Origin of the sequence: Endobacterium panacihumi, from assembly GCF_050847465.1 — a bacterium.
Classification (GTDB): Bacteria; Pseudomonadota; Alphaproteobacteria; order Rhizobiales; family Rhizobiaceae; genus Neorhizobium; species Neorhizobium panacihumi.
Genome location: NZ_JBOZRA010000001.1, coordinates 49,901 through 72,317, shown reverse-complemented (window position 1 = coordinate 72,317; position 22,417 = coordinate 49,901). Strand labels below are relative to the sequence as shown.

General features: G+C 60.3%; 17 protein-coding genes, 1 tRNA gene and 1 pseudogene. 15 read left to right on the top strand and 4 right to left on the bottom strand.

Going from position 1 to position 22,417, the window contains the following annotated elements:
• The first annotated feature begins 71 nt into the window (after window positions 1-71).
• On the top strand, window positions 72-1,298 hold the full coding sequence (locus ACRQ1B_RS00345; RefSeq protein WP_432291695.1) for an acetate/propionate family kinase: 1,227 nt from the start codon (window positions 72-74) through the stop codon (window positions 1,296-1,298).
• Window positions 1,299-1,608: 310 nt separating this feature from the next.
• Here the strand turns inward: ACRQ1B_RS00345 and ACRQ1B_RS00340 are convergent, their stop codons facing one another.
• On the bottom strand, window positions 1,609-2,952 hold the full coding sequence (locus tag ACRQ1B_RS00340) for an MFS transporter (RefSeq protein ID WP_432291694.1): 1,344 nt from the start codon (window positions 2,950-2,952) through the stop codon (window positions 1,609-1,611).
• A gap of 330 nt (window positions 2,953-3,282) precedes the next feature.
• Between ACRQ1B_RS00340 and cyoA the strand changes: the two genes are divergently transcribed.
• The 5 genes from cyoA to ACRQ1B_RS00315 all read left to right on the top strand — a co-directional run bounded on the left by cyoA (window position 3,283) and on the right by ACRQ1B_RS00315 (window position 8,344).
• Window positions 3,283-4,434 (top strand): ubiquinol oxidase subunit II, encoded by a 1,152-nt coding sequence (gene cyoA, locus ACRQ1B_RS00335; protein ID WP_432291693.1) that lies wholly within the window; start codon window positions 3,283-3,285, stop codon window positions 4,432-4,434.
• Window positions 4,435-4,481: 47 nt separating this feature from the next.
• Window positions 4,482-6,485, top strand: coding sequence for a cytochrome o ubiquinol oxidase subunit I (gene cyoB, locus ACRQ1B_RS00330; RefSeq protein ID WP_432291692.1), 2,004 nt, complete (start codon window positions 4,482-4,484; stop codon window positions 6,483-6,485).
• 2 nt (window positions 6,486-6,487) lie between these two features.
• A complete protein-coding gene (gene cyoC / locus ACRQ1B_RS00325; protein ID WP_432291691.1) occupies window positions 6,488-7,108 on the top strand; it encodes a cytochrome o ubiquinol oxidase subunit III in 621 nt (206 codons plus the stop codon).
• A complete protein-coding gene (cyoD, locus tag ACRQ1B_RS00320; RefSeq protein WP_432291690.1) occupies window positions 7,105-7,509 on the top strand; it encodes a cytochrome o ubiquinol oxidase subunit IV in 405 nt (134 codons plus the stop codon). Before cyoC ends, cyoD begins: the two co-directional genes overlap by 4 nt.
• An 85-nt stretch (window positions 7,510-7,594) precedes the next feature.
• On the top strand, window positions 7,595-8,344 hold the full coding sequence (locus ACRQ1B_RS00315; RefSeq protein WP_432291689.1) for an SURF1 family protein: 750 nt from the start codon (window positions 7,595-7,597) through the stop codon (window positions 8,342-8,344).
• Between the two features lie 207 nt (window positions 8,345-8,551).
• Here the strand turns inward: ACRQ1B_RS00315 and ACRQ1B_RS00310 are convergent, their stop codons facing one another.
• Window positions 8,552-9,289: a helix-turn-helix domain-containing protein gene (locus tag ACRQ1B_RS00310; RefSeq protein ID WP_432291688.1), complete on the bottom strand. Its 738-nt coding sequence runs from the start codon at window positions 9,287-9,289 to the stop codon at window positions 8,552-8,554.
• 666 nt (window positions 9,290-9,955) lie between these two features.
• On the opposite strand from ACRQ1B_RS00310, the gene fdnG reads away from it, so the two are divergent.
• The 9 genes and pseudogenes from fdnG (at window position 9,956) to ACRQ1B_RS00265 (ending at window position 20,482) form a co-directional block, all read left to right on the top strand.
• The gene (fdnG, locus tag ACRQ1B_RS00305; RefSeq protein ID WP_432291687.1) at window positions 9,956-13,051 is read left to right on the top strand and encodes a formate dehydrogenase-N subunit alpha; all 3,096 of its coding nucleotides are present in this window, start codon (window positions 9,956-9,958) and stop codon (window positions 13,049-13,051) included.
• Window positions 13,051-14,043: a formate dehydrogenase subunit beta gene (gene fdxH / locus ACRQ1B_RS00300; RefSeq protein ID WP_432291686.1), complete on the top strand. Its 993-nt coding sequence runs from the start codon at window positions 13,051-13,053 to the stop codon at window positions 14,041-14,043. The genes fdnG and fdxH overlap by 1 nt, the downstream gene beginning before the upstream one ends.
• A complete protein-coding gene (locus ACRQ1B_RS00295; RefSeq protein ID WP_432291685.1) occupies window positions 14,043-14,759 on the top strand; it encodes a formate dehydrogenase subunit gamma in 717 nt (238 codons plus the stop codon). The genes fdxH and ACRQ1B_RS00295 overlap by 1 nt, the downstream gene beginning before the upstream one ends.
• Window positions 14,760-14,902: 143 nt before the next feature.
• Entirely contained in the window at window positions 14,903-15,835 is a 933-nt protein-coding gene (fdhE, locus tag ACRQ1B_RS00290) for a formate dehydrogenase accessory protein FdhE (protein WP_432291684.1), read from the top strand.
• 4 nt (window positions 15,836-15,839) lie between these two features.
• Window positions 15,840-17,240: an L-seryl-tRNA(Sec) selenium transferase gene (gene selA / locus ACRQ1B_RS00285; RefSeq protein WP_432291683.1), complete on the top strand. Its 1,401-nt coding sequence runs from the start codon at window positions 15,840-15,842 to the stop codon at window positions 17,238-17,240.
• On the top strand, window positions 17,227-18,051 hold the full coding sequence (locus ACRQ1B_RS00280; protein ID WP_432291682.1) for a tetratricopeptide repeat protein: 825 nt from the start codon (window positions 17,227-17,229) through the stop codon (window positions 18,049-18,051). The genes selA and ACRQ1B_RS00280 overlap by 14 nt, the downstream gene beginning before the upstream one ends.
• Window positions 18,048-19,964, top strand: a pseudogene (selB, locus tag ACRQ1B_RS00275) (selenocysteine-specific translation elongation factor); the annotation flags it as partial. The gene ACRQ1B_RS00280 and the pseudogene selB, both read left to right, overlap by 4 nt.
• 24 nt (window positions 19,965-19,988) lie before the next feature.
• Window positions 19,989-20,084 (top strand) — tRNA-Sec (locus ACRQ1B_RS00270).
• Between the two features lie 14 nt (window positions 20,085-20,098).
• Window positions 20,099-20,482, top strand: a complete 384-nt coding sequence (locus ACRQ1B_RS00265) for a hypothetical protein (RefSeq protein WP_432291681.1) — start codon at window positions 20,099-20,101, stop codon at window positions 20,480-20,482.
• Window positions 20,483-20,754: 272 nt separating this feature from the next.
• Here the strand turns inward: ACRQ1B_RS00265 and ACRQ1B_RS00260 are convergent, their stop codons facing one another.
• Together ACRQ1B_RS00260 and ACRQ1B_RS00255 are read right to left on the bottom strand one after the other, a co-directional pair.
• Window positions 20,755-21,822 (bottom strand): transglutaminase-like domain-containing protein, encoded by a 1,068-nt coding sequence (locus ACRQ1B_RS00260; protein ID WP_432291680.1) that lies wholly within the window; start codon window positions 21,820-21,822, stop codon window positions 20,755-20,757.
• Between the two features lie 164 nt (window positions 21,823-21,986).
• Window positions 21,987-22,391, bottom strand: a complete 405-nt coding sequence (locus ACRQ1B_RS00255; RefSeq protein ID WP_432291679.1) for a hypothetical protein — start codon at window positions 22,389-22,391, stop codon at window positions 21,987-21,989.
• Between the last annotated feature and the right edge of the window lie 26 nt (window positions 22,392-22,417).

Sequence of the window (22,417 nt, the reverse complement as noted above, 5' to 3'; positions counted from 1 at the left end):
CGATCCCTAAGGCGGCGCAGTTTCCCCTCCCATCCCGCTGCGCCGCCATTCTTTTCAAAAAGGATTTTTCCGTGATTTTGACGATCAACTGCGGCAGCTCGAGCCTGAAATACCAACTCTACAGCACCGATCTGGCGCATGTCCTGGCCTCGGGCGTCATCGCCAAAATCAGCGAACCCGGCAGTTACGTCGACCATCGCACCGAAAGCGGCAAGATCCGCATCACGCGGGATATGCCTGACCATCAGGCTGCCTTCGCGCTGATGATGGAAAACCTGCTGTCATCCGAAATCGGCGTGATCACGCAAACACGCGAGATCACCGCCATCGGCCACCGCGCCGTTCATGGCGGCTCGACATTCGTGGAATCCGTCCTTGTCGATGACACTGTCATGCAGGGGCTGGCCGAATGCTCCGCCTTTGCGCCGCTGCACAACCCCTGCAACATCGCCGGTATCGAGGAAGCGAAACGCCTGTTTCCCGGCACGCCCAATGTCGTCGTGTTCGACACCGCCTTCCACCAGACCGTGCCGCCGCACGCGCATGTCTATGCACTCCCCTACGAACTCTGCACCGAGCACGGCATCCGCCGATATGGCTTTCACGGCACCTCCTGCCGGTATGTCTCGCAGGCTGCAGCCGAAGTGCTGAACCGGCCGATCGAGGATCTGTCCATGGTCGTCTGCCATCTCGGCAACGGCGTCACCATCGATGCGGTGAAGGGCGGAAAATCGGTGGATACCAGTATCGGTTTCGGCACCTTCTGCGGCATTCCCATGGGCACACGCTCCGGCGATTTCGACCCCGCCATCATCTTCCATCTGGTCAAGACGTTGGGCATGAGCCTCGATGAGGTCGAAACCATCTGCTACAAGAAAAGCGGGCTTCTCGGCCTGTCCGGCCTCTCCAACGACATGCGCGAGGTCTGCGAGGCCGCAGATGCCGGCAATGAACGCTGCAAGCTCGCCGTCGAGGTGTTCGTCTACCAGATCCGCAAGCAGATCGGCGCTTACGCCGCCGCCATGAACGGTTTTGACGCGCTGGTTTTCACGGCCGGCATCGGCGAAAACAGCGCCGAAATCCGGTCGCGCATCTGCTCGGGTCTCGGCATCTTGGGCGTATCGATCGACGAAGGCGTCAACGAAATCGCCCGCAAGGGTCACCCCAATATCAGCGCGGCGGATGCCCGCGTGGCCACGCTGGTGGTGCCGACCGATGAGGAACGCGTGATCGCCATCGATACACTGCGCCTGACCCGCGATCTTGGACATGCGACACAGACGGTCGCCGCCGAATAGGGACATTTCCTCTGTGCTTCTCCCGCTCTGGCGGCGGAACTTCTTTGCCGCCAATGGGTTGACCCTGCAACGCCTCCCGTGAGGCAGACGGTTTCATAAAACGAGGAGCAGCGTCATGCAGGACAGCCGACCGCAAGCCCGCCGCGGCATGGTCAAATTCGTGATCACCATCTTTCTGATCGCCATCGTCATCGCCGGCATCTATCTGCTCGGCTTCACGCCCGGCGAGGCCTGAACCAAAGCAACATCTCAAGACAAAAGCCCCGGCGGTCACCCGCCGGGACTTTTGTCATTCTCATGCTGTCATCGGTCAGACCGTGCCGGCACTGTCCGAACTGTTGTCCAGTGCCCGGCTCACGCCCAGAGCAACCAAGGTACAGATCGCACCCGAGATCAGATAACCACCGATAAAGATGATGCCGAAATTGCTGGCGAGCCCGAGCGCCACGAGCGGGGCGAACCCCGCGCCGACCAGCCATGCAAGGTCAGACGTGAAGGCCGCGCCGGTATAACGGTAGCCCTGGCTGAAACGGAACGACACCGAACCGGATGCCTGACCAAACGACAGACCGAGAATACCGAAGCCGATGATGATGAACGCATCCTGCCCGGCCGGGCCGGCATCCAGCAGGAACGGCGCTGTGAAGCTGAAGATGGCGATGATGATCGCCCCGATCAGCAACTGGCCGCGGCGGCCGATCCGGTCGGCCAGCATGCCCGACAGGATGATCGTCATCACGCCGACGACGGCACCGGCAATCTGCACGAACAGAAAACCTGCAGCCGGCTGGCCACCATAGAGCGTGACCCAACTGAGCGGAAAAATCGTCACCAGATGGAACATGGCAAAACTTGCGAGCGGCACGAAGGCACCCAGCAGGATGTCACGGCCATGTTTGTTGACCGTCTCCAGGATCGGGCGCGCCTCGAGTTCATGGTTCTCAAGTTGTGCGCCGAACTCCTTGCTGGCGACGATGCGCAGCCGCGCAAACAGTGCAACGACGTTGATGGCAAAGGCCACGAAGAACGGATAACGCCAGCCCCAGCTCAAAAAGTCCGCGTCGGACAGATTGGCGACGAAATAACCGAACAGCATGCTGGCCATGGCAAAACCGATCGGCGCGCCAAGCTGCGGGATCATCGCATACCAGCCGCGCCGATTTTTCGGCGCATTCAGCGACAGAAGCGACGCCAGACCATCCCATGCGCCTCCCAACGCAAAGCCCTGGCCCATGCGGAACAGCGCCAGAAGCGCAACCGACCACATGCCGACGGTTTCATAACCGGGCAAAAAGGCGATCGAGGCGGTGGAACCGCCAAGGATCAGAAGCGCCGTCGTCAGTTTCGTACCGCGACCATAGACGCGGTCGATCCACATGAACACGACGGATCCGACCGGGCGGGCCAGAAATGCCAGCGAGAAGACGGCGAACGAATAAAGCGTTGCGGTGACCGGATCGGGTACGAACGAAAACACCAGACGCGGAAACACCAGAACGGATGCGAGACCGTAAACGAAGAAGTCGAAGAATTCGGACATGCGGCCGATGACGACGCCAATGGCAATATTGCCTGGCGACACCGGCTTGTCCTCATGCATGTGCCTGACGTCGTTTTCGGCAGACGTGGACGAGGGTATTGCGACAGCGGTCATGAATTGCGTCCTCCTTCGCTTTCAATTCCGGTACCAACATTGTGATGATGTCGGTGAATGGGTCAGGCAATCAAGAACATTCTGATAAAGACATGCAGATTTAGATTATTTCACTAATTTCAAATGCTGCGCCGCCTTGGCTTTGCCCCATTTCCGCCTTAATCGAGAAAACGCTTGCGGTGTGGGGCTTATGCCTCACGCAATGATTTTCAAGGGGCTTCGTTCCCTTGCGCAATCGCATTTTTTGTTGCGATGCGACGAAACACCTCATAGAGGCTACGGCGACGCTGCATTAGTCAAAATGAACAAATGCGAATTTCGAACAGAAAGATGCCTAGGTTGTTGAAGCTTGTTTCTCGCCTCTGTGCGCTCGCCATCCCCCTCGCACTTGCCGGCTGTGACATGGTCGTCATGTCACCCTCGGGGGATATTGCGGCGCAACAGAGGGATCTCATCGTCGTATCCGTGCTGTTGATGCTTCTCATCATCGTACCGGTACTGTTTCTGACGCTCTATTTCGCATGGCATTATCGCCATTCGAACACCAAGGCGCGGTATGAGCCCAACTGGCATCATTCGACGCGCCTCGAAGTCGTGATCTGGTCGGCGCCGCTGGCTATCATCATCGTCCTCGGCGCAATCACCTGGATCAGCACCCACAAGCTTGACCCTTACCGTCCGCTGGACCGGCTCGATGCAGAGCGCCCGATCCCGGCCGATACGCGTCCGCTCGAAGTGGAAGTCGTCGCGCTCGACTGGAAGTGGCTGTTCTTCTATCCGGAATACGGCGTTGCCACCGTCAACGAGATGGCCGCCCCGGTCGATCGTCCGATCACCTTCAAGATCACCGCATCCTCGGTGATGAACTCCTTCTACGTTCCGGCGCTGGCAGGCATGATCTACGCCATGCCGGGCATGGAAACGAAGCTGCACGCCGTCATCAACAAGGAAGGCGTGTTCGACGGTCTGTCGGCCAACTATTCGGGCGCCGGCTTCTCGCACATGCGCTTCAAGTTCCACGGCGTGACCAATGAAGGCTTCGACAGCTGGATCGCCCGCGTCAAGCAGACCGGCACGGCGCTCAGCCGCGACGCCTATCTGAAACTCGAAAAGCCGAGCGAGCGCGAACCCGTTCGTTATTACGCCACCGTCGAGGACGGCCTTTACAGCCGCGTTCTCAACATGTGCGCCACGCCCGGCAAGATGTGCATGAACGAGATGATGCACATCGACATGATGGGCGGCGCTGGCGTCGAAAGCCACGAGAACCGCGAAAAGCTGAAGTATGACAATCGTCATGCCGGCGAATCCGCACACGGAACCGGCTCCGGCATGGGCGACACCGTTCCCGCCACGGGCGAACCTGCCCGCAGCGAGCCGGCTCCGCATGAAGCCGCTCCGGGTGCGCAGCACGAAGGTCATTCGGCACCAGCCGAAAACAACAATGGGACGCCGGCTCCGGCTCAGCTCAACAGCAATTGAATCTGGCGCGTCGCGTCCCTTTAAGAAATCAATGAACGGGTTACTCCATGTTCTCCAATCCTGATCTTGCCAAATGGATCTTTGGGCGGCTCACACTCGATGCCATACCCCATGAACCAATTGTCATCGTGACTTTCATCGCAGTCGTGCTCGGCGGTATCGCCGTGCTCGGACTGATCACCTACATGAAATGGTGGGTTCCGCTGTGGCGGGACTGGGTCACCAGCGTCGATCACAAGAAGATCGGCATCATGTACATCATCCTCGCCATCATCATGCTGTTCCGCGGTTTCGCCGACGCCATCATGATGCGTATCCAGCAGGCGATCGCCTTCAACGGCAACGAGGGTTATCTCAACGCGCACCACTACGACCAGATCTTCACCGCCCACGGCGTGATCATGATCTTCTTCGTGGCGATGCCGTTCGTGACCGGTTTCATGAACTATGTCGTGCCGTTGCAGATCGGCGCACGCGACGTGTCCTTCCCCTTCCTGAACAACTTTTCGTTCTGGATGACGACTGCCGGCGCAATCATCATCATGATCTCGCTGTTCGTCGGTGAATTCGCACGTACCGGCTGGCTGGCCTATCCGCCGCTTTCTGGCGCGGATTACAGCCCGGGCGTCGGTGTCGACTATTACATCTGGGGCCTGCAGGTCGCCGGTGTGGGTACGACGCTGTCCGGCATCAACCTGATCGCCACCATCGTCAAGATGCGCGCTCCGGGCATGGGCATCATGAAGATGCCCGTCTTCACCTGGACCTCGCTTTGCACCAACATCCTGATCGTCGCCACCTTCCCGATCCTGACCGCAACCCTCGTGCTGCTGTCGCTTGACCGTTATGTCGGCACCAACTTCTTCACGAACGACCTCGGCGGTAACCCGATGATGTACGTGAACCTGATCTGGATCTGGGGTCACCCGGAAGTCTACATCCTCGTCCTGCCTGCCTTCGGTATCTTCTCCGAAGTCGTGGCGACCTTCTCCGGCAAGCGCCTGTTCGGTTATGCCTCGATGGTCTACGCAACCTGTGTGATCATGGTTCTGTCCTACCTCGTATGGCTGCACCACTTCTTCACCATGGGTTCGGGTGCATCGGTCAACGCCTTCTTCGGCATCACCACGATGATCATCTCGATCCCGACGGGCGCTAAGATGTTCAACTGGCTGTTCACGATGTATCGTGGCCGCATTCGCTACGAAGTTCCGATGTACTGGACGGTCGGCTTCATGGTCACCTTCGTCATCGGCGGCATGACCGGCGTCATGCTGGCAATTCCGCCGGCCGACTTCGTGCTCCACAACTCGCTCTTCCTCATCGCCCACTTCCACAACGTCATCATCGGCGGCGTGCTGTTCGGCCTGATGGCGGGCGTCACCTACTGGTTCCCGAAGGCTTTTGGCTACAAGCTGGATCCTTTCTGGGGCAAGATGTCCTTCTGGTTCTGGCAGATCGGCTTCTTCTTCGCCTTCATGCCGCTCTACGTTCTCGGCCTGATGGGTATCACCCGTCGCGTATCGCAGTTCGAAGACCCGTCCCTGCAGATCTGGTTCATCATCGCCGCCTGTGGCGCCGGTATGATCGCGATCGGCATCGCCTCCTTCGTCATCCAGCTCGTCGTCAGCTACTTCAAGCGCGAACAGCTGAAGGACGTCACAGGCGACCCGTGGAACGGCCGTACGCTCGAATGGGCAACCTCTTCGCCGCCGCCGGACTACAACTTCGCGCTCACCCCGATCGTCTACGACCATGACAGCTGGGATGACATGAAGGCGCGCGGTTACGTTCGCCCGACCGAAGGCTTCCGCAAGATCCACATGCCGAAGAACACCGGCACGGGTGCCATCCTCAGCGGTCTCAGCGTCGTCCTGGCGTTCGCCCTGATCTGGTACATCTGGTGGCTCGCCATCGTTGCCTTCGTCGGCATCATTGCAGTCTCCATCGCCCATACCTTCAACTACGATCGCGATTTCTACATCCCCGTGGAAGAGGTCATCGCGACCGAAGGCAAGCGCACTGAACTGCTTGCGAAGCAGGTGTCATAACCATGAGTGAGATCAACACACAGACGGCCGAAAAGCCGGAATTCTACCTCAAGGACGACCATCACCCGGAAAACTCCACCAATCTGGGTTTCTGGCTCTATCTGATGAGCGACTGCCTGATCTTCGCAGTCCTGTTCGCCACCTATGCCGTCGTCGGCCGCAACTATGCGGCCGGCCCTTCGCCGGCCGATCTGTTCGACCTGAAGCTCGTCGCCATCAACACCGCGATGCTGCTGTTCTCGTCGATCACCTACGGTTTCGCGATGCTGCAGATGGAACGCGGCGCCAAGCAGGAAACCCTGTTCTGGCTCGGTATTACCGGTCTGTTCGGTCTCGCGTTTCTGGGGCTGGAACTCTATGAGTTCTACCACCTGATCCACGAGGGTGCGACGCCGCAGCGTTCGGCCTTCCTGTCGGCCTTCTTCACGCTGGTTGGTACGCACGGTCTGCACGTCACCTTCGGCATCATCTGGCTGATCACGCTGATGGTGCAGGTCCAAAAGCGCGGCCTGATCCCGGAAAACCGTCGTCGCCTGATGTGCCTGTCGATGTTCTGGCACTTCCTCGACGTCGTCTGGATCGGCGTGTTCTCTGTTGTCTATCTCATGGGAGTAGTCGGATGAGCTCTAACGCCCCTTCGCACGAAGATGCACACGATGCGCATCACGCCCACAGCCATGGTCATGAGGCCAGCCACGGTTCGCTGAAAAGCTACGTGATCGGTTTCGTCCTCTCGGTCATCCTGACGGCGATCCCGTTCTGGCTGGTCATGGGCGAGGTGATCGAAAGCAAGGCCGCTCTGGTTGCTGCGATCATGATCCTCGGCGCTATCCAGATTGTTGTTCACATGGTGTATTTCCTGCACATGAACACCAAGTCGGAAGGCGGATGGACGATGATGGCCCTGATCTTCACGATCGTCATCGTTGCCATTGCGCTCGCCGGTTCGCTGTGGGTCATGTACCACCTGAACACCAACATGATGCCGACGATGTCGCCGGAAATGATGCGAAACCTGCCCTGACCGGGCAAGTCACAAAGGGCGGCTTCGGCCGCCCTTTTCTTTTGATGCCGCGGCACACGCCGCCCCAGTTTGACGGCACCCGCTGATGTCTTCCGAAAATACCAAACCGGCCGGCAAGGGCCGTATCATCCTCTTCGTGGCCATGCTGGTCGTCACCGTCACCTGCACCGCACTCGGCGCCTGGCAGGTGCAGCGCCTGATCTGGAAGCTCGACCTGATTGCCCGCGTCGATGCCCGCGTGCATGCCGAGCCGGTCAGCCCTCCCCCCGCATCGGAAACTGTCAACGCTGCCGATGACGAATACAAACATGTCCGCATCTCGGGCACGTATCTGAACGACAAGGAAACCTTTGTTCAGGCCGTGACCTCACATGGTCCCGGCTTCTGGGTCGTCACCCCGCTTCTCACCGCCGATGGTTCGCATATCCTGATCAATCGCGGTTTCGTGCCCCCAGATCGGCGTGATGTCACAAAACGCGCGCAAGGTCAGGTGGAGGGCCAGACCGAAGTCACCGGCCTGTTGCGAGTAACCGAACCGGGCGGCGGCTTCCTGCGGGAGAACGACGCCGCCAACGATCGCTGGTTCTCCCGCGACGTGACCGCCATCGCAGCCAAAAGAGCCGTGACACCGACAGCTGACTATTTCATCGATGCCGAGGCAAACTCCGCCTTGCCCGCCGCCGCTCCTGTCGGCGGCCTGACCGTCGTCAAATTCCCGAACAACCACGCTTCCTACATTTTCACATGGTTTGCGCTGGCCATCATGTCTGCGGCCGCCGCCTTCTACGTGTTGCGCGGCCACTGGCCGTTCATGCGCAGGAAACACAAGGCCTGAAACGGCAAAGGGCGCTCGATCCTTTCGGAGAGCGCCCTTTGACCATGACCCGGACAGCCTCAAAAACGATCGCTGAAGCGCAGACGCGCAAGCGGTGTCGCAGAAGGTTATCAAAACGGGTGGTAGGCCTTAGATGCGGATGGGAAGCGACATTTTCAAGGGGCTTCTGAAAGTCGCGTTCAAACCCGCAATACAGTACACATTCCGCTATTGAAGCCGGTAGCTCCGCCAGGCGGCGGGTGTCAGTCCCGTTTCCCGCACAAAGGCGCGCGACAGGTGGCTTTGATCGGAAAAACCGCAGCGATGCGCGATCATCTGAAGGCTGAGCGAACGTTGAGCCAGTAGTTCCTTGGCGCGGGCGATCCTGACATGCATCAGCCACTGATGCGGCGTAAAGCCGGTTGCCTCCCGAAAACCAACGGAGAGATGCCGGGTCGAAACACCGGCTGCCGCCGCGATCAGCGAGACCGAGAGATTTTTCTGCAGATTTTCAAGGACAAACTCCTTCGCTGCATTTTCCTGCGTCGCCGACAGCAGGGTTGGAGGGCTTCTGAGAGCCTCCTCCATACCCGGCAGATGGCCGTAGTCGTGCAGAAGATGTGTGCAAAGCGCAATCGCCATATGCCGCAAGGTTGTGGTCGAGGAAAGATCCGACCTTTCGAACAGCGGTAGCAGCGCCTGACCCATATGCCCGATCACAGCGTCGGCTTCGCCCCGCCGACAATGCAGTCCGCACGCCGTCAGATCGCTCAACAGGTCGCCGAGTTCGTCGAAGAGATCATAGGGAATGACGAAGGCCAGCGAATCCAGCCGCGACAGCAGCATGATTGATGCACCGTCTTTCAGATCGACGAGGCAAACAGAACCCCGCGGATAAAGACGTGATTTGGTCAGCGAGCCATCCGCGCGGATATCACAGTGACTGACATCGCTTAAGTACAGCATGAGGAAATACGCATTCTCTGCCGGCAATCGCACGGGCGCAGGAACGCTACCGAGAACATCCCGCCTTAACCGCGTCACTGAAAAATGCGCACTTTTTACGGGAACAGTCATCAGACAGGGTGCGCCGGCAATTCCGAAACAACGGCCGACCTGCCCCTTATCATAGGTGAATGTTTCCAATGACTTCACAAGAAATCCCTTGAGCACACGGCCAATATGTAAGCGGAACGGGCAAAGCATAATGCAGGACCGCTAACCGCGCAACCGTCAACAAAACAATCCATAATTGCGGAAGTGACTGAGCGCTTTTAGGCCGCGAAATGATATTTCACAAGCGTGCACCACGGATGACCTGGCACCAGGCAATTCCGTCACAGTAACATATTTTTGCGCAAAGGCAGGAATGCGTCGTTGAGAATTGCCAGTTCACGGTCTATTGGCAGTTTATCAAATCGCGCCGCGGTCAACCACCATGCACGATGGGATCGTCCGCTAGCGGACAGAGCCAGACCATTGCGAAGACACGACAACCTTTGAAATATCGATTTCCGACAATCTGTTACACTCGATCAACATCCCGTTGGGTGCAAGCCTGCTCGCTTGACATAATTGTCGCAGGGATGGATTCTGCCAAATTAGAAATGACTTAAGTTGAGGAGAATATTCATGAATATGGATCTCTCGCGGCGCAGCTTTTTAAAGCTGGCTGGAGCGGGAGTGGCAGCGACATCGCTCGGTGCGATGGGCTTCAGCGAAGCGGAAGCGGCGGAAGTCGCCCATGTCCGCGCGTTCAAGCTGGCAACGACCACCGAAACCCGACAGACCTGTCCCTACTGTTCCGTCGCCTGCGGCATCATCATCTACTCCAAGGGTGACGTGCGCAAAGGCGATAAAGCGGAAGTCGTCCACATCGAAGGCGATGTCGACCATCCGACCAACCGCGGGACGCTCTGTCCCAAGGGGGCGGCCCTCAAGGACTTCGTGAAGTCCCCCACCCGTCTCCTCTACCCGATGCACCGCAAGCCTGGCTCGGACAAGTTCGAGCGCATGTCCTGGGACGAGGCTCTCGATCGCATCGCACGGCTGATGAAGGACGACCGCGACGCCAACCTTCTTCTGAAGAACGAGAAGGGTCTGGACGTCAACCGCTGGACGACGACGGGCATGCTCGCAGCGTCGGCCACATCCAACGAAACAGCGTGGGCGACCTTCAAGTTCGCCAAGTCCATAGGTATCGTCGGTTTCGACAATCAGGCACGCGTCTGACACGGCCCTACGGTGGCGAGTCTCGCCCCAACATTCGGCCGTGGTTCCATGACCAACGCCTGGACTGACATCAAGAATACCGACCTCGTCGTCGTCATGGGCGGCAACGCGGCGGAAGCACATCCCTGTGGTTTCAAGTGGGTGACGGAAGCGAAGGCCCATCGCGGCGCCAAGCTCATCGTCGTTGACCCGCGTTACACCCGCACGGCCTCCGTATCAGACTTCTACGCTCCGATCCGTCAGGGTTCGGACATCGCTTTCCTCAACGGCGTGATGAAGTACTGTATCGATAACGGCCGCGTGCAGTGGGAATACATGAAGGCCTTCACCAACGCGTCCTATATCGTCAAGGACGGCTTTGGGTATCAGGACGGCCTGTTCACCGGCTATAACGAGGAAAAGCGCGATTACGACCGCTCGACCTGGGATTACGTGATCGGCGAGGACGGTTTTGCCGTGACCGACCCGACGCTCGAACATCCGCGTTGCGTCTGGAACCTCTTGAAGGAGCATCTTGCCCCTTACACGCCGGAACTGGTCGAACAGGTCTGCGGCACACCGAAGGATAAATTCCTGAAAGTGGCCGAAATGATCTCGGAATGCTCGACGCCGACCAAGACGATGACGTCGATGTATGCGCTCGGCTGGACCCAGCATTCCAAGGGGTCGCAGAACATTCGCGCCATGGCGATGCTGCAGCTGATCCTCGGCAATATCGGTGTACGCGGTGGCGGCATGAACGCTCTTCGCGGCCACTCGAACATTCAGGGTCTGACCGACCTCGGCCTGATGTCGCACCTCCTCACCGGCTATCTGACGATGCCGAGCGAGAAGGACACCGACTTCGAGACCTATATGTCGACGCGTCAGTTCAAGCCGCTTCGTCCGGGTCAGACCAGCTACTGGCAGAACTACAAGAAGTTCATGGTCTCTTTCCAGAAGGCCATGTGGGGCGACGCCGCGACAGCCGAAAACGGCTGGGCGTTCAACTACCTGCCCAAGCTCGACGTTCCGGCATACGATGTCCTTCGTATGTTCGAACTGATGAACAACGGCAAGGTCAACGGCTATCTCTGCCAGGGTTTCAACCCGATCCTCGCCTTCCCGAACCGGGCCAAGATCACGTCTTCCCTGTCCAAGCTGAAGTTCATGGTCACCATGGACCCGCTGGAAACCGAGACATCGCGGTTCTGGGAAAACCACGGCGACTTCAACGACGTGGATACGGCTTCGATCAAGACCGAAGTGTTCCAGCTGCCGACGACCTGCTTTGCGGAGGAAGACGGTTCGCTGACCAATTCGGGCCGTTGGCTGCAGTGGCACTGGCAGGCAAGTTCGCCTCCGGGCGAAGCCAAGCATGACAGCTGGATCATCGCACAAATCTTCCTGCGGATGCGCGAACTCTATCGCAAGGAAGGCGGCGCCTTCCCCGATCCGATCCTCAACCTGTCATGGGATTACGAGGACGAGAACGAACCGACGGCGGAAGAACTGGCGAAGGAGATCAACGGCCGTGCGCTATCCGATCTCATGGACCCGACCGATCCGACCAAGGTTCAGGTGGCCGCCGGCAAGCAGGTGGTCAACTTCTCGCAGCTCAAGGACGATGGTTCCACCATGTGCGGCTGCTGGGTCTATTCCGGCTGCTGGAACGAGCAGGGCAACAATATGGGTCGTCGTGACAACCACGACCCGGACGAAACCGGCGCCTATCTCGGCTGGACCTTCGCATGGCCATTGAACCGCCGCACGCTCTACAACCGTGCGTCTGCGGACATCAACGGCAAGCCCTGGGATCCGACCCGCAAGATCATTGAGTGGGATGGTTCCAAGTGGACCGGTTATGACGTTCCGGATATCGCCCCCACGGCGAAACCCCAGGATGTCGGCCCGTTCATCATGAACCAGGAAGGCGTTTCGCGTCTGTTCGCCCGCGGCATGATGCGTGACGGACCTTTCCCGGCCCATATGGAGCCGTTCGAAAGCCCCGTCGAAAACGTCTTCAACCGCAAAATGCGCGGCAACCCGGTTGCCCGCGTGTTCGCATCGGACGCCGCCCAGCTCGGCACGTCGGCGGAGTTCCCCTATGCGGCGAGCTCCTACCGCCTGACCGAACATTTCCACTACTGGACGAAGCACAACCGGGTGAACTCGGCGCTTCAGCCGGAATTCTTCGTGGAAATTTCTGAAGAGCTGGCAGCGGAAAAGAAGATCGAACATGGCGGCTGGGTCCGCGTGTGGTCGAAACGTGGTTCGGTAAAGGCCAAGGCCGTGGTGACGAAGCGCATCCGGCCGCTCATCTGTGACGGAAAGCCGGTTCATATCGTCGGCATCCCGCTGCACTGGGGCTTTACCGGCTCGGCGAAAAAGGGCTTTGGCCCCAACTCGCTCGCAGCCTTTGTCGGTGACGCCAATATCGAGACCCCGGAATCGAAAGCGTTCCTCGTCAATATCGAACCCTCGACCGCGCCCAAGGACAAGGAGGTGAACGTCTGATGGCCAATACCATGGACAGCCCACGCACCGCCGTCAGCAATCCACCGGTGCAGCCGATGGAAACCAACCTGACGCAGCGCGACCTCATCCGTCGCTCTGCAACATCCGAGCTGCCGCAACCTGAGCGGCAGCTCACCCCCGTCGCAAAGCTCATCGACGTGTCGAAATGCATCGGCTGCAAGGCCTGCCAGTCGGCCTGCGTGGAGTGGAACGACACCAATCCTGCCGTCGGCGAAAATGTCGGGGTCTATACCAACCCACACGACCTGACCGCCGACATGTTCACGCTCATGCGGTTTACCGAATGGGTGAACCCGGAGACCGACAATCTGGAATGGCTGATCCGCAAGGACGGCTGCATGCACTGTGCCGACCCGGGCTGTCTCAAGGCCTGTCCGGCGCCGGGTGCGATCGTGCAGTATTCCAACGGCATCGTCGACTTCATCCACGACAACTGCATCGGCTGCGGCTATTGCGTGAAGGGCTGCCCCTTCAACATTCCCCGCATCTCGAAGGCGGATCACAAGGCGTATAAATGCACGCTCTGTTCCGACCGTGTTGCCGTGGGCCAAGGCCCGGCCTGCGCAAAAGCCTGTCCCACCCAGGCGATTGTCTTCGGCACCAAGGAAGACATGAAGAAACATGCGGAAGGCCGCATTGCCGACCTGAAGTCGCGCGGTTACGCCAATGCCGGTCTCTACGACCCGCCGGGTGTCGGCGGCACGCATGTCATGTACGTGCTGCACCACAACGACAAGCCGCATATCTATGCCGACCTGCCGGATAATCCGGCCATTTCCGCCGTCGTGCAGACGTGGAAGGGCGCGACCAAATATGCCGGCCTCGCCGTCATGGGTCTGGCCGCTGCCGGCACCATCCTGCACGGCCTGTTCGCCAAGGCCAACCGCGTGTCCAAGCACGAGGAGGAAGAGGCGAAGGAACTGGTCGACGAAAGCGTCGAGCATGTGCAAAAGCGCGAGGAGGAGGCCTGATGAGCACGCCTGCCAATACCGCACAGCCTAAAACCAGCCCCGTCAAAACCGGGGCTGAGGACAGCATCCGTCGCGGACCGCCTGTCGAGGTGGTCCGTTACGGACCCGGCAAGCGCATCAACCACTGGGTGACGGCGATCAGCCTCATCCTGTTGCTGCTCTCCGGCCTTGCCATGTTCCACCCGTCTCTGTTCTTCCTCACCGAATTGTTCGGCGGCGGGCAGATGACGCGATGGATTCATCCGTGGATCGGCGTCGTGCTGTTCATCTCCTTCTTCATCCTGTTCGCGCAGTTGTGGAAGCTGAACATCCCGAACCGCGACGACGTGAAGTGGGCCTCGCAGATCTCCGACGTGATCGGCGGAAATGAGGAAAACCTGCCGGAACTCGGCAAGTACAATGCCGGCCAGAAGTTCATCTTCTGGGGCATGGCATCCCTCATCATCGTGCTGATCGTCACCGGCATCATGGCGTGGGAGCAGTATTTCGGCCACCTGACGAGCATTCCGGCGCAGCGTATCGCGCTGCTCGTGCATTCGCTTGCAGCCGTGGCCATCATTCTGGTCTTCATCCTGCATGTCTATGCGGCCATCTGGACGCGCGGCACGATCCGGGCAATGACCCGCGGCACCGTGACCGGCGGCTGGGCATGGCGTCACCACCGCAAGTGGCTCAAGGACATGGCTGGACGCGGCCGGATTGATTCGACAAAATAGCCGTCCAATGACGGTAAAGCCGCGCGCCTTCCGTCAGGGAGGCGCGCGGTCTCACAAAGTAATCCCGAATTGCGTATCGCGCGCCAAACAGGCCGATACACTTGATGAGAGAAAGCTGTGGCCGGTCGGCCCTGCGAGGTTTTATGTCCGCATCTTCCATTCAGCCCGATCCCTCGATGATCGGCGGTATTGCCAAGGCACCCTTTGCCCTGATGCCGAACCCGGCACGCTTCTTTCAGGAACGCGCCACCCGTTTCAGTATCCTTGCCGAGACGAGCAATCTCGGTCCCTACCTGAAATTCCTGAGCGCCATCGCCTCACTTCAGGCCGACCTGATCGCCGAGCTTCCCGCAATCACGCCGGTCGATGCGGATCAGGTCGCCCGCGCCCGTGAAAACACCATGCCGCCGATCGATCGCGCCGCCATGGTCAAAAGCGACGATTACCGCAAGACCCTCGCCCTCTTCCTCGACCGTGCCAAAACCATCGAAAAACCGCCAGCAGCACAACAGGCTCTGGAAGCCGTCATCGCCGCCGGCGAGGACACGCTCGACTGGATGATCGGCAATGTGATCGCCGATACGATGCCGGTCGAAGGCTTGGCTCATCACCTCTATATCGCCGCCGCGACGCAGGTTCATGCCGCCCGCCTCGCTGCCGGTCTGGATGCCTTAAAGCTCGTGCCCGTCGCCCCCGGCATCTGCCCCTCCTGCGGCGGCAAGCCGGTCGGTTCGATGATCATCGGCGTTCAGGGTGCCGAAGGCGCGCGATATGCCTGCTGCGCCGGTTGCGCGACGATGTGGAACGAGGTGCGTGTAAAATGCATCGCCTGCGGCACCACCAAGGGCGTCGGTTACCGCGCCGTCGAGATCGAGGGCGACCCGGAAGGCAAGACCGCCGTCATCAAGGCGGAAGTCTGCGACGAGTGTAAAAGCTGGACAAAAATCCTCTATCAGAACAGGAACCCGTCGCTGGAAATCATCGCAGATGATGTCGCCAGCCTCGGCCTCGACCTTCTGATGAAGGATAGCGAGTACAGGCGCGCCGGTTTCGATCCTTTCCTCGTGGGGTACTGAGACCATGGCGGACCTTTCGAGCCTGCGTCATCTCCCCTCGGTCGACCAGATCCTCAAAGCCCCGGAAACGGCACCGCTTCTGGAGACCTATGGTCGTGCCAGTGTCACGGAAGAACTGCGCACGCTTCTCGATGAGATCCGCACCGCCATGCGCGGCGGCGCCGCATTGCCCGATGCCGCCGCCATCCTCGCCTCGCTCACCAGCAAGTTGGAATACGCGGATCGCACCAACCTGCGGCCGCTGATCAATCTTACGGGCACTGTGCTGCACACCAATCTCGGCCGCGCGCTGCTGGCCGAAGAAGCGGTCAAAGCCGCCGTTGACGCCATGCGCGAGGCGGCAGCGCTGGAATTCGACCTCGACACCGGCAAACGCGGCGAACGCGACAGCCATCTGCGCGAATTGTTGTGCGAGCTGACCGGCGCCGAAGATGCCACCATCGTCAACAACAATGCCGCCGCCGTACTGATCGCGCTCAATGCCGTCGGCGCCGGGCGTCAGGCCATCGTCTCGCGTGGCGAACTGATCGAGATCGGCGGCGCATTCCGCATGCCCGACATCATGGAACGTGCCGGCGTTCAACTGGTCGAGGTCGGCACCACCAACCGCACCCACCCAAAAGATTACCACAACGCCATCCGCGAAGAGACGGCGCTGATCCTCAAGGTCCATACCTCCAATTACCGCATCGAAGGTTTCACCGCCGAAGTGTCGGGCGCGGACCTGGCAAAGATCGCCAAGGAAAACGGTGTCGCCCTCCTCAACGATCTCGGTTCCGGCACGCTGGTCGACCTGTCGCAATACGGCCTTGCCCGCGAACCGACCGTGCGCGAAGCGGTCGCCGAGGGCGCGGACCTAGTCACATTCTCCGGCGACAAGCTTTTGGGTGGCCCGCAGGCCGGTTTTATCGTCGGCCGCAAGGATCTGATTGCCGAGATCAACCGCAACCCATTGAAACGGGCTTTGCGCGTCGACAAGATCCGCATCGCCGCCCTTGCAGCGACGCTAAAGCTCTATCGCGACCCGGATCGCCTTGGCGAACGCCTGCCAACCCTGCGCATGCTCTCACGCCGCCAGAGTGAAATCGCCGGACAGGCCGAACGCCTGTTGCCATCCGTCTCCAAGACCCTGGCAAAATTCGGCTACACGGTCGAAACCTGCCGCTGCTCCAGCCAGATCGGCTCCGGCGCGCTGCCGGTCGATACCATTCCGAGCGCAGGGCTTCGCATCAGCCACACCAGCGGCAGTGCCCTCGAAAAACTGAGCGCCGCCTTCCGCGCCCTGCCCCGCCCCATCCTCGGGCATATCCGCGATGGCGCGCTCACCCTCGACCTGCGCTGCCTCAACGACGAAACCGCCCTGCTCTCCAGCCTTTCACACGTGAATGCCGATGCGCTGGCTTGACCGTTTCCGCCGCAGCACCACTGAGCCAACACCGGTCGCGGATCCAACCACCGAGCAGATGGACGCCGCCCTGACCGCCGCCAAGGCCGGCGATTACGACACCGCTCTTGCCCTGTGGGAGCCGCTTGCCCGCGCCGGCCATGCCCGTGCGCAAAACAATATCGGCGCCTGTTTCGCCGAAGGTCTGGGCGTTCCCTCCGACCGGCCGCTGGCGTTGAAATGGCTGACACTGTCCGCAGACGCCGGCGACCCGGTCGGCCAGCGCAATTGCGCCGCCTTCCACATGCAGGGCAGCGATGCCACCGGCTCCGATGCGGATCCGGCGAAGGCCGCAAAACTCTATCGCCTTGCCGCCGAACAGGGTGATGCGGAAGCACAGGACATGCTGAGCTGGTTACTGCTCGAAGGCGAGATCATTCCCGCCGATCCGGAGCAAGCCAAACTCTGGGCCGAACGCGCAGCAGAAGGTGGCGTTGCCGCCTCGATGACCCGTCTCGGCATGCTCTATCACAACGCTCTGGGTGTCGACCGCGACCCGGCCAAGGCCGTTTTCTGGTGGCGCAAGGGTGCCGGAGGCGGTGATGCCGACGCACAGGCCATGCTCGGCGCCGCCTGCCATATGGGTGCCGGAACGCCGGTTGACCGTGTCGCGGCGCTGGCCTGGCTGATCCGTGCCATGCACGGTGGCAGCACACTCGCCCAACCTTTCGTGACCCCCGTCCGCGAAAACCTTTCGCCAATGGAAATCACCGAAGCCGAACGCCGTGCAAAACTGCCGCTCGCCGACATGATCGCGGGGGAAACGCCATGATCATCGGTACCGCCGGCCATATCGACCACGGCAAGACGACGCTGGTGAAGGCGCTGACCGGCACCGATACCGACCGCCTGAAGGAGGAAAAGGCGCGCGGCATCACCATCGATCTCGGTTTCGCCTACGCAAAATTCGCCGGCGATGCCGTCACCGGTTTCATCGACGTGCCCGGCCATGAAAAATTCATTCACACCATGCTGGCCGGTGCCGGCGGCATCGATTACGCACTGCTGGTGGTGGCCGCCGATGACGGCATCAAGCCGCAGACCCGCGAACATCTCGCCATTCTCAACCTGCTTGGCATTGTTCGGGGCATCGTTGCGCTCACCAAGGCCGACCTTGTCGACGCCGACCACATCGCCTCCGTCACCAACGATATCCGCGCCCTGCTCGCCCCGACGCGGCTGAGAGATATCGATATTCTGCCGGTCTCGGCTGCGACGGGCAAAGGCATAGAAGACCTGAAATCAATCCTCGCCGAAGCAGAGCGCGCCACGGTCGAGACCGCCACCGAAGGCCGGTTCCGTCTCGCCGTCGATCGTTCCTTCACGCTGTCAGGCGCCGGTACCGTCGTCACCGGCACGGTTCTCTCCGGTTCGGTGGCAATCGGCGATGCCGTCACCGTCTCGCCCAGCGGCCTTGTTGCCCGCGTCCGCTCCATCCACGCCCAGAACATGGCCGTCGAGCGCGGTTTTGCCGGCCAGCGTTGTGCACTCAACCTTGCCGGCGAAGCGATTTCAAAGGACGCCATCCATCGCGGCGATATGGTGGTCGATCCTGCGCTGCACGCCCCGACGGACCGGATCGATGCCGAACTTACGGTTCTCGCCGGTGAGCCGAAAGCCATCGGCCAATGGTTTTCCGCCCGCTTCCATCACGAAAGCGTCGAGGCCGGCGTGCGCATCGTGCCGCTGGAAGGTCCGGTCGCCCCCGGCGCCACCGCCCGCGTGCAGATCGTGCTCGACCGCCCGATTGCAGCCGCGGTCGGCGACCGTTTTATCCTGCGCGACGTTTCGGCCCAGCGCACGATCGGCGGCGGAGCCCTGATCGATCTTCGCCCACCCGCCAGAAAACGCCGCACGCCGGAACGCCTCGAACAACTGACGGCAGCAGCCAGACCCACTTCTGCCGAACAGCTTTCCGCCCTGCTCGACACCGCCCCCTATCTGGTCGATCTCAATGCCTTCGCCCGCGACCGGGCGATGTCGCCGCAGCAACTGAATGCGGCAACAGAAGCCGCAGGCATCGTGCTGGTCGAAGCCGGTGGCATCACCTATGCCATGTCGGTAAAACACCGCGCCGCCTTCACGACACAACTGACCGACCTGCTGACGGCGTTCCACGCGGAAAACCCGGAACTGCAGGGCCAGGGCCGCGAGCGCCTGCGCATGGCGATGACACCGCGCCTGCCTGCCCCGGCCTTCCTCGCCGTCATGCGCACCGAGGCGGCGGCGCAAAACATCGTGCTCGAAGGCGCCTTCGTGCGCCTGCCCGGCCACATCGCCCAGTTGGGCGAGACGGAAGAAGCGATTTTCGCCGAAATCCTGCCCCATCTCATCGGCGAAAACCGTTTTCGCCCGCCACGCGTGCGCGACTTTGTCGAGCTGATCGGCAGTGATGAACGTGAAATCCGGCGGGTCTTAAAACTCTGCGCCCGGCTCGGCCGCGTCGACCAGATCCGCCACGATCACTTTTTCATCCGCGCCACCACAGCCGAAATGGTTGAGATCATTCGCGAAGTCGCTGCAGAGGCCGAACATGGGGAGTTCTCAGCTTCCGCCTTCCGCGACCGGGTGACGAGCGGTCGAAAAGTTGCGATCGAAATCCTCGACTTTTTCGACCGACATGGTGTAACCCTTCGGCGCGGCGATCTTCGCCGCATCAATCCGCATCGGCTCGATCTGTTCGGCCCGTCCGCACCTGATGCTGAGAATGGAAGAGATTCGTCCCCGGTGGGGCGTCCGGACTTCAAATCCGGGTGGGGTAGCGACGCTGTCTTGGGTGGGTTCGACTCCCATTCTCTTCCGCCATCAGGAGAAAAATCGTGAGCAATCCCGCAGCAGATACCGATTTCGACGACTGGGTGATCGACACCTATTCGGATGCTGGTTCCTTCACCATGCTGTTCATTCTGGTCTCGATCAGCGAGACCAGGGTGGAGCTTTTGCGTTCAGCCTATCTGCATGTGGTGGGCGACGAATTGCGCTGGCCGGACATGACCAAACTGTTTGCCGGTGCTGGTGTGAACTGGTCCGGCGTGGTGTTTTATCGCGCCGGCCGAGAGGGGCTTGTCGAGGATAAAGAAGCCAAGGCGCGTCTCGCGTCTCTCGTGCGCAAGCTGGAAGAAGACCGTTCACTGATCCGCGATGGCGAGTTTTTTAATGCCGACGGTCTTCGGCTGATGATCGAGGAAATCAAGCCGCATTGATGGGCGGCCGAGTTTCTCTGACAATCGCACCTTCTGCGTCATTCCTGTCCCTCGCGTTTCACGCGAGGTATGTCACAGGAATCCAGCCACCGCGCGTCCGCGCGGTGAGAGGACTCTTCCTTCAACAGCAGCGTCAAAGAGTATTGTGCACCGCAGACGCGGCGCTGCTGGATCCCCGCCACAAGGGCAAGGATGACGGAGAAACGAGCGATCTCATCACACAAAAAAGCCGCCCGGAAGGCGGCTTTTCCATTCGCTCAAAGACCTGAAACTCAAGCCGTGATTTCCTTCGAGGAAATCGAATAGGCAAAGGTCTTCGGGCTCAGGCAATCCACTTCGCCACGCGAGGTGAACGCTGCTGGATACATGAAGAAGTTCTGGCGTATTTCGTTGCCCGGAAGCGTGATGTCACGCGCGGTGTTGTAACCGATCCAGTTCATTTCCCAGTTGCCGAAAGCCTTGGCACGGAAAGCCTGCACAGCATCGTTTTCGAGCGGCAGCTTCTCTTCCAGCACGACCTTGCGCACATCGGCCGGATCGACAGGAACCCAACCCTGCCCTTCGAGATAGACTTCGGCGCGACAGTGCTGCGCACCGGTAATGTCGCCAGCACGGCCGAGCGTCTTGAAGTCCGCCGAATTGGCAACACGCACGCCAAAAACGTCGCGGGCCGGCAGGCCGGCGGCGCGGGCAAGTGCCGTGTAGAGGCTGTTGATGTCGGCGCATTTGCCGCCGAAATAGCCGGTTTCCAGCATGTCTTTCACGTTGCCGACGCCGCAGCCGGCCACATTGGCATCACGAAAGGTGTTTTCGACGACCCAGTCATAAATGGCGCGAGCCTTGTCCTCGTCCTTTTTGCGGGTGCCGATGATGTTCATCGCCGTGTCCTTGACGATGCCGTCGATCGGCGCGCTCGGCGTGCCGACGAGAGCGGCATCCAGTTCGGCCTTCTCAACCGCAACGCCATCGGCAGTACGGTTACGGGTCTGGATCGTCTGGGTGAATTCGATTGTGCGCTTGCCGTCCGTCTGCCATTCGACCGAAAGGATATCTGCGCCCGAGGTCGCGTCTTTCTTCATCTCGACCTGCTTCGAATCCGACGTCCAGTGCGGCGCGGAAGCCTTCTGGTATTCACCGGCCGACTGGGCAACAGGCAGCCAGAGTTTTGCCGGGCCGGTCACATCGCTCAGGTCCACCTTGGTGGTGACTTCGAACGTGCGCCATGCAGCCGTATCGGCCACCTTGTCGGCAGCGAAAACCGGGCTTGCACCGCGGGAAACGAAGGCGGCGGCAACTGAAGCGGTTGCGGCATGGCTGAGGAAACGGCGGCGGTTCAACATGATGGTCCAACTCCTGTCGGCGGCACATCAGGCCCGGAACCAGTCCGGTTTTCGGGCAAGACGATGCGTCGCTCAAATCGCGATAGAATGTCGCCTTGCTTTACTCCTTTCGCCGCGACCGTGGAAACAGGAATTGCAATCATCAAGCAATTTTGACGAGGACATCAGCAGTTTGTAGCGGTTTTGCCCGTCTCCGGTTTCGGCATCGGCATGGCGAGATCGAGACCGCGCGCGGTCGGTGGCTGCCATGTTTTCGATTCCGGCAACGCCCCCTGCGGGTTGGTGCTGGTGTGCTGGCCTCCCGTGCCGCCGGTCCAGCCTGTGGAGCCGGTATTGCCGGGCGCAGTGCCGGCTGCCGAATGGGTGTCGGCCGGCGTTGCGGCCTCGGCTTTTCCGGCCGGATTGCAGGCCGCCTTGCTTTCCAGGCTCTGGGTGGAAGGTGGCGTGCCGGTATTGCCGGTCTGGGCCGCAACAGGCGCGGCCGCCAGCATCAGCGCCAGGGCAGGCGCAGATGCGCCAGCCAGAAAGGTCAGGGTTTTCGATCGGGATACGGGCCAAGATACGGGCATGGGGAACCTCCATCAGTTCCCCATGG

Coding starts and splice junctions, on each gene's coding strand:
- ACRQ1B_RS00280 (WP_432291682.1), top strand. CDS start 17,227: ATGCGCTGGCTTGACCGTTTCCGCCGCAGCACCACTGAGCCAACACCG.
- selA (WP_432291683.1), top strand. CDS start 15,840: ATGGCGGACCTTTCGAGCCTGCGTCATCTCCCCTCGGTCGACCAGATC.
- ACRQ1B_RS00340 (WP_432291694.1), bottom strand. CDS start 2,952: ATGACCGCTGTCGCAATACCCTCGTCCACGTCTGCCGAAAACGACGTC.
- cyoA (WP_432291693.1), top strand. CDS start 3,283: ATGCCTAGGTTGTTGAAGCTTGTTTCTCGCCTCTGTGCGCTCGCCATC.
- ACRQ1B_RS00255 (WP_432291679.1), bottom strand. CDS start 22,391: ATGCCCGTATCTTGGCCCGTATCCCGATCGAAAACCCTGACCTTTCTG.
- ACRQ1B_RS00315 (WP_432291689.1), top strand. CDS start 7,595: ATGTCTTCCGAAAATACCAAACCGGCCGGCAAGGGCCGTATCATCCTC.
- ACRQ1B_RS00295 (WP_432291685.1), top strand. CDS start 14,043: ATGAGCACGCCTGCCAATACCGCACAGCCTAAAACCAGCCCCGTCAAA.
- fdxH (WP_432291686.1), top strand. CDS start 13,051: ATGGCCAATACCATGGACAGCCCACGCACCGCCGTCAGCAATCCACCG.
- ACRQ1B_RS00260 (WP_432291680.1), bottom strand. CDS start 21,822: ATGTTGAACCGCCGCCGTTTCCTCAGCCATGCCGCAACCGCTTCAGTT.
- cyoD (WP_432291690.1), top strand. CDS start 7,105: ATGAGCTCTAACGCCCCTTCGCACGAAGATGCACACGATGCGCATCAC.
- cyoB (WP_432291692.1), top strand. CDS start 4,482: ATGTTCTCCAATCCTGATCTTGCCAAATGGATCTTTGGGCGGCTCACA.
- ACRQ1B_RS00310 (WP_432291688.1), bottom strand. CDS start 9,289: ATGCTGTACTTAAGCGATGTCAGTCACTGTGATATCCGCGCGGATGGC.
- fdhE (WP_432291684.1), top strand. CDS start 14,903: ATGTCCGCATCTTCCATTCAGCCCGATCCCTCGATGATCGGCGGTATT.
- cyoC (WP_432291691.1), top strand. CDS start 6,488: ATGAGTGAGATCAACACACAGACGGCCGAAAAGCCGGAATTCTACCTC.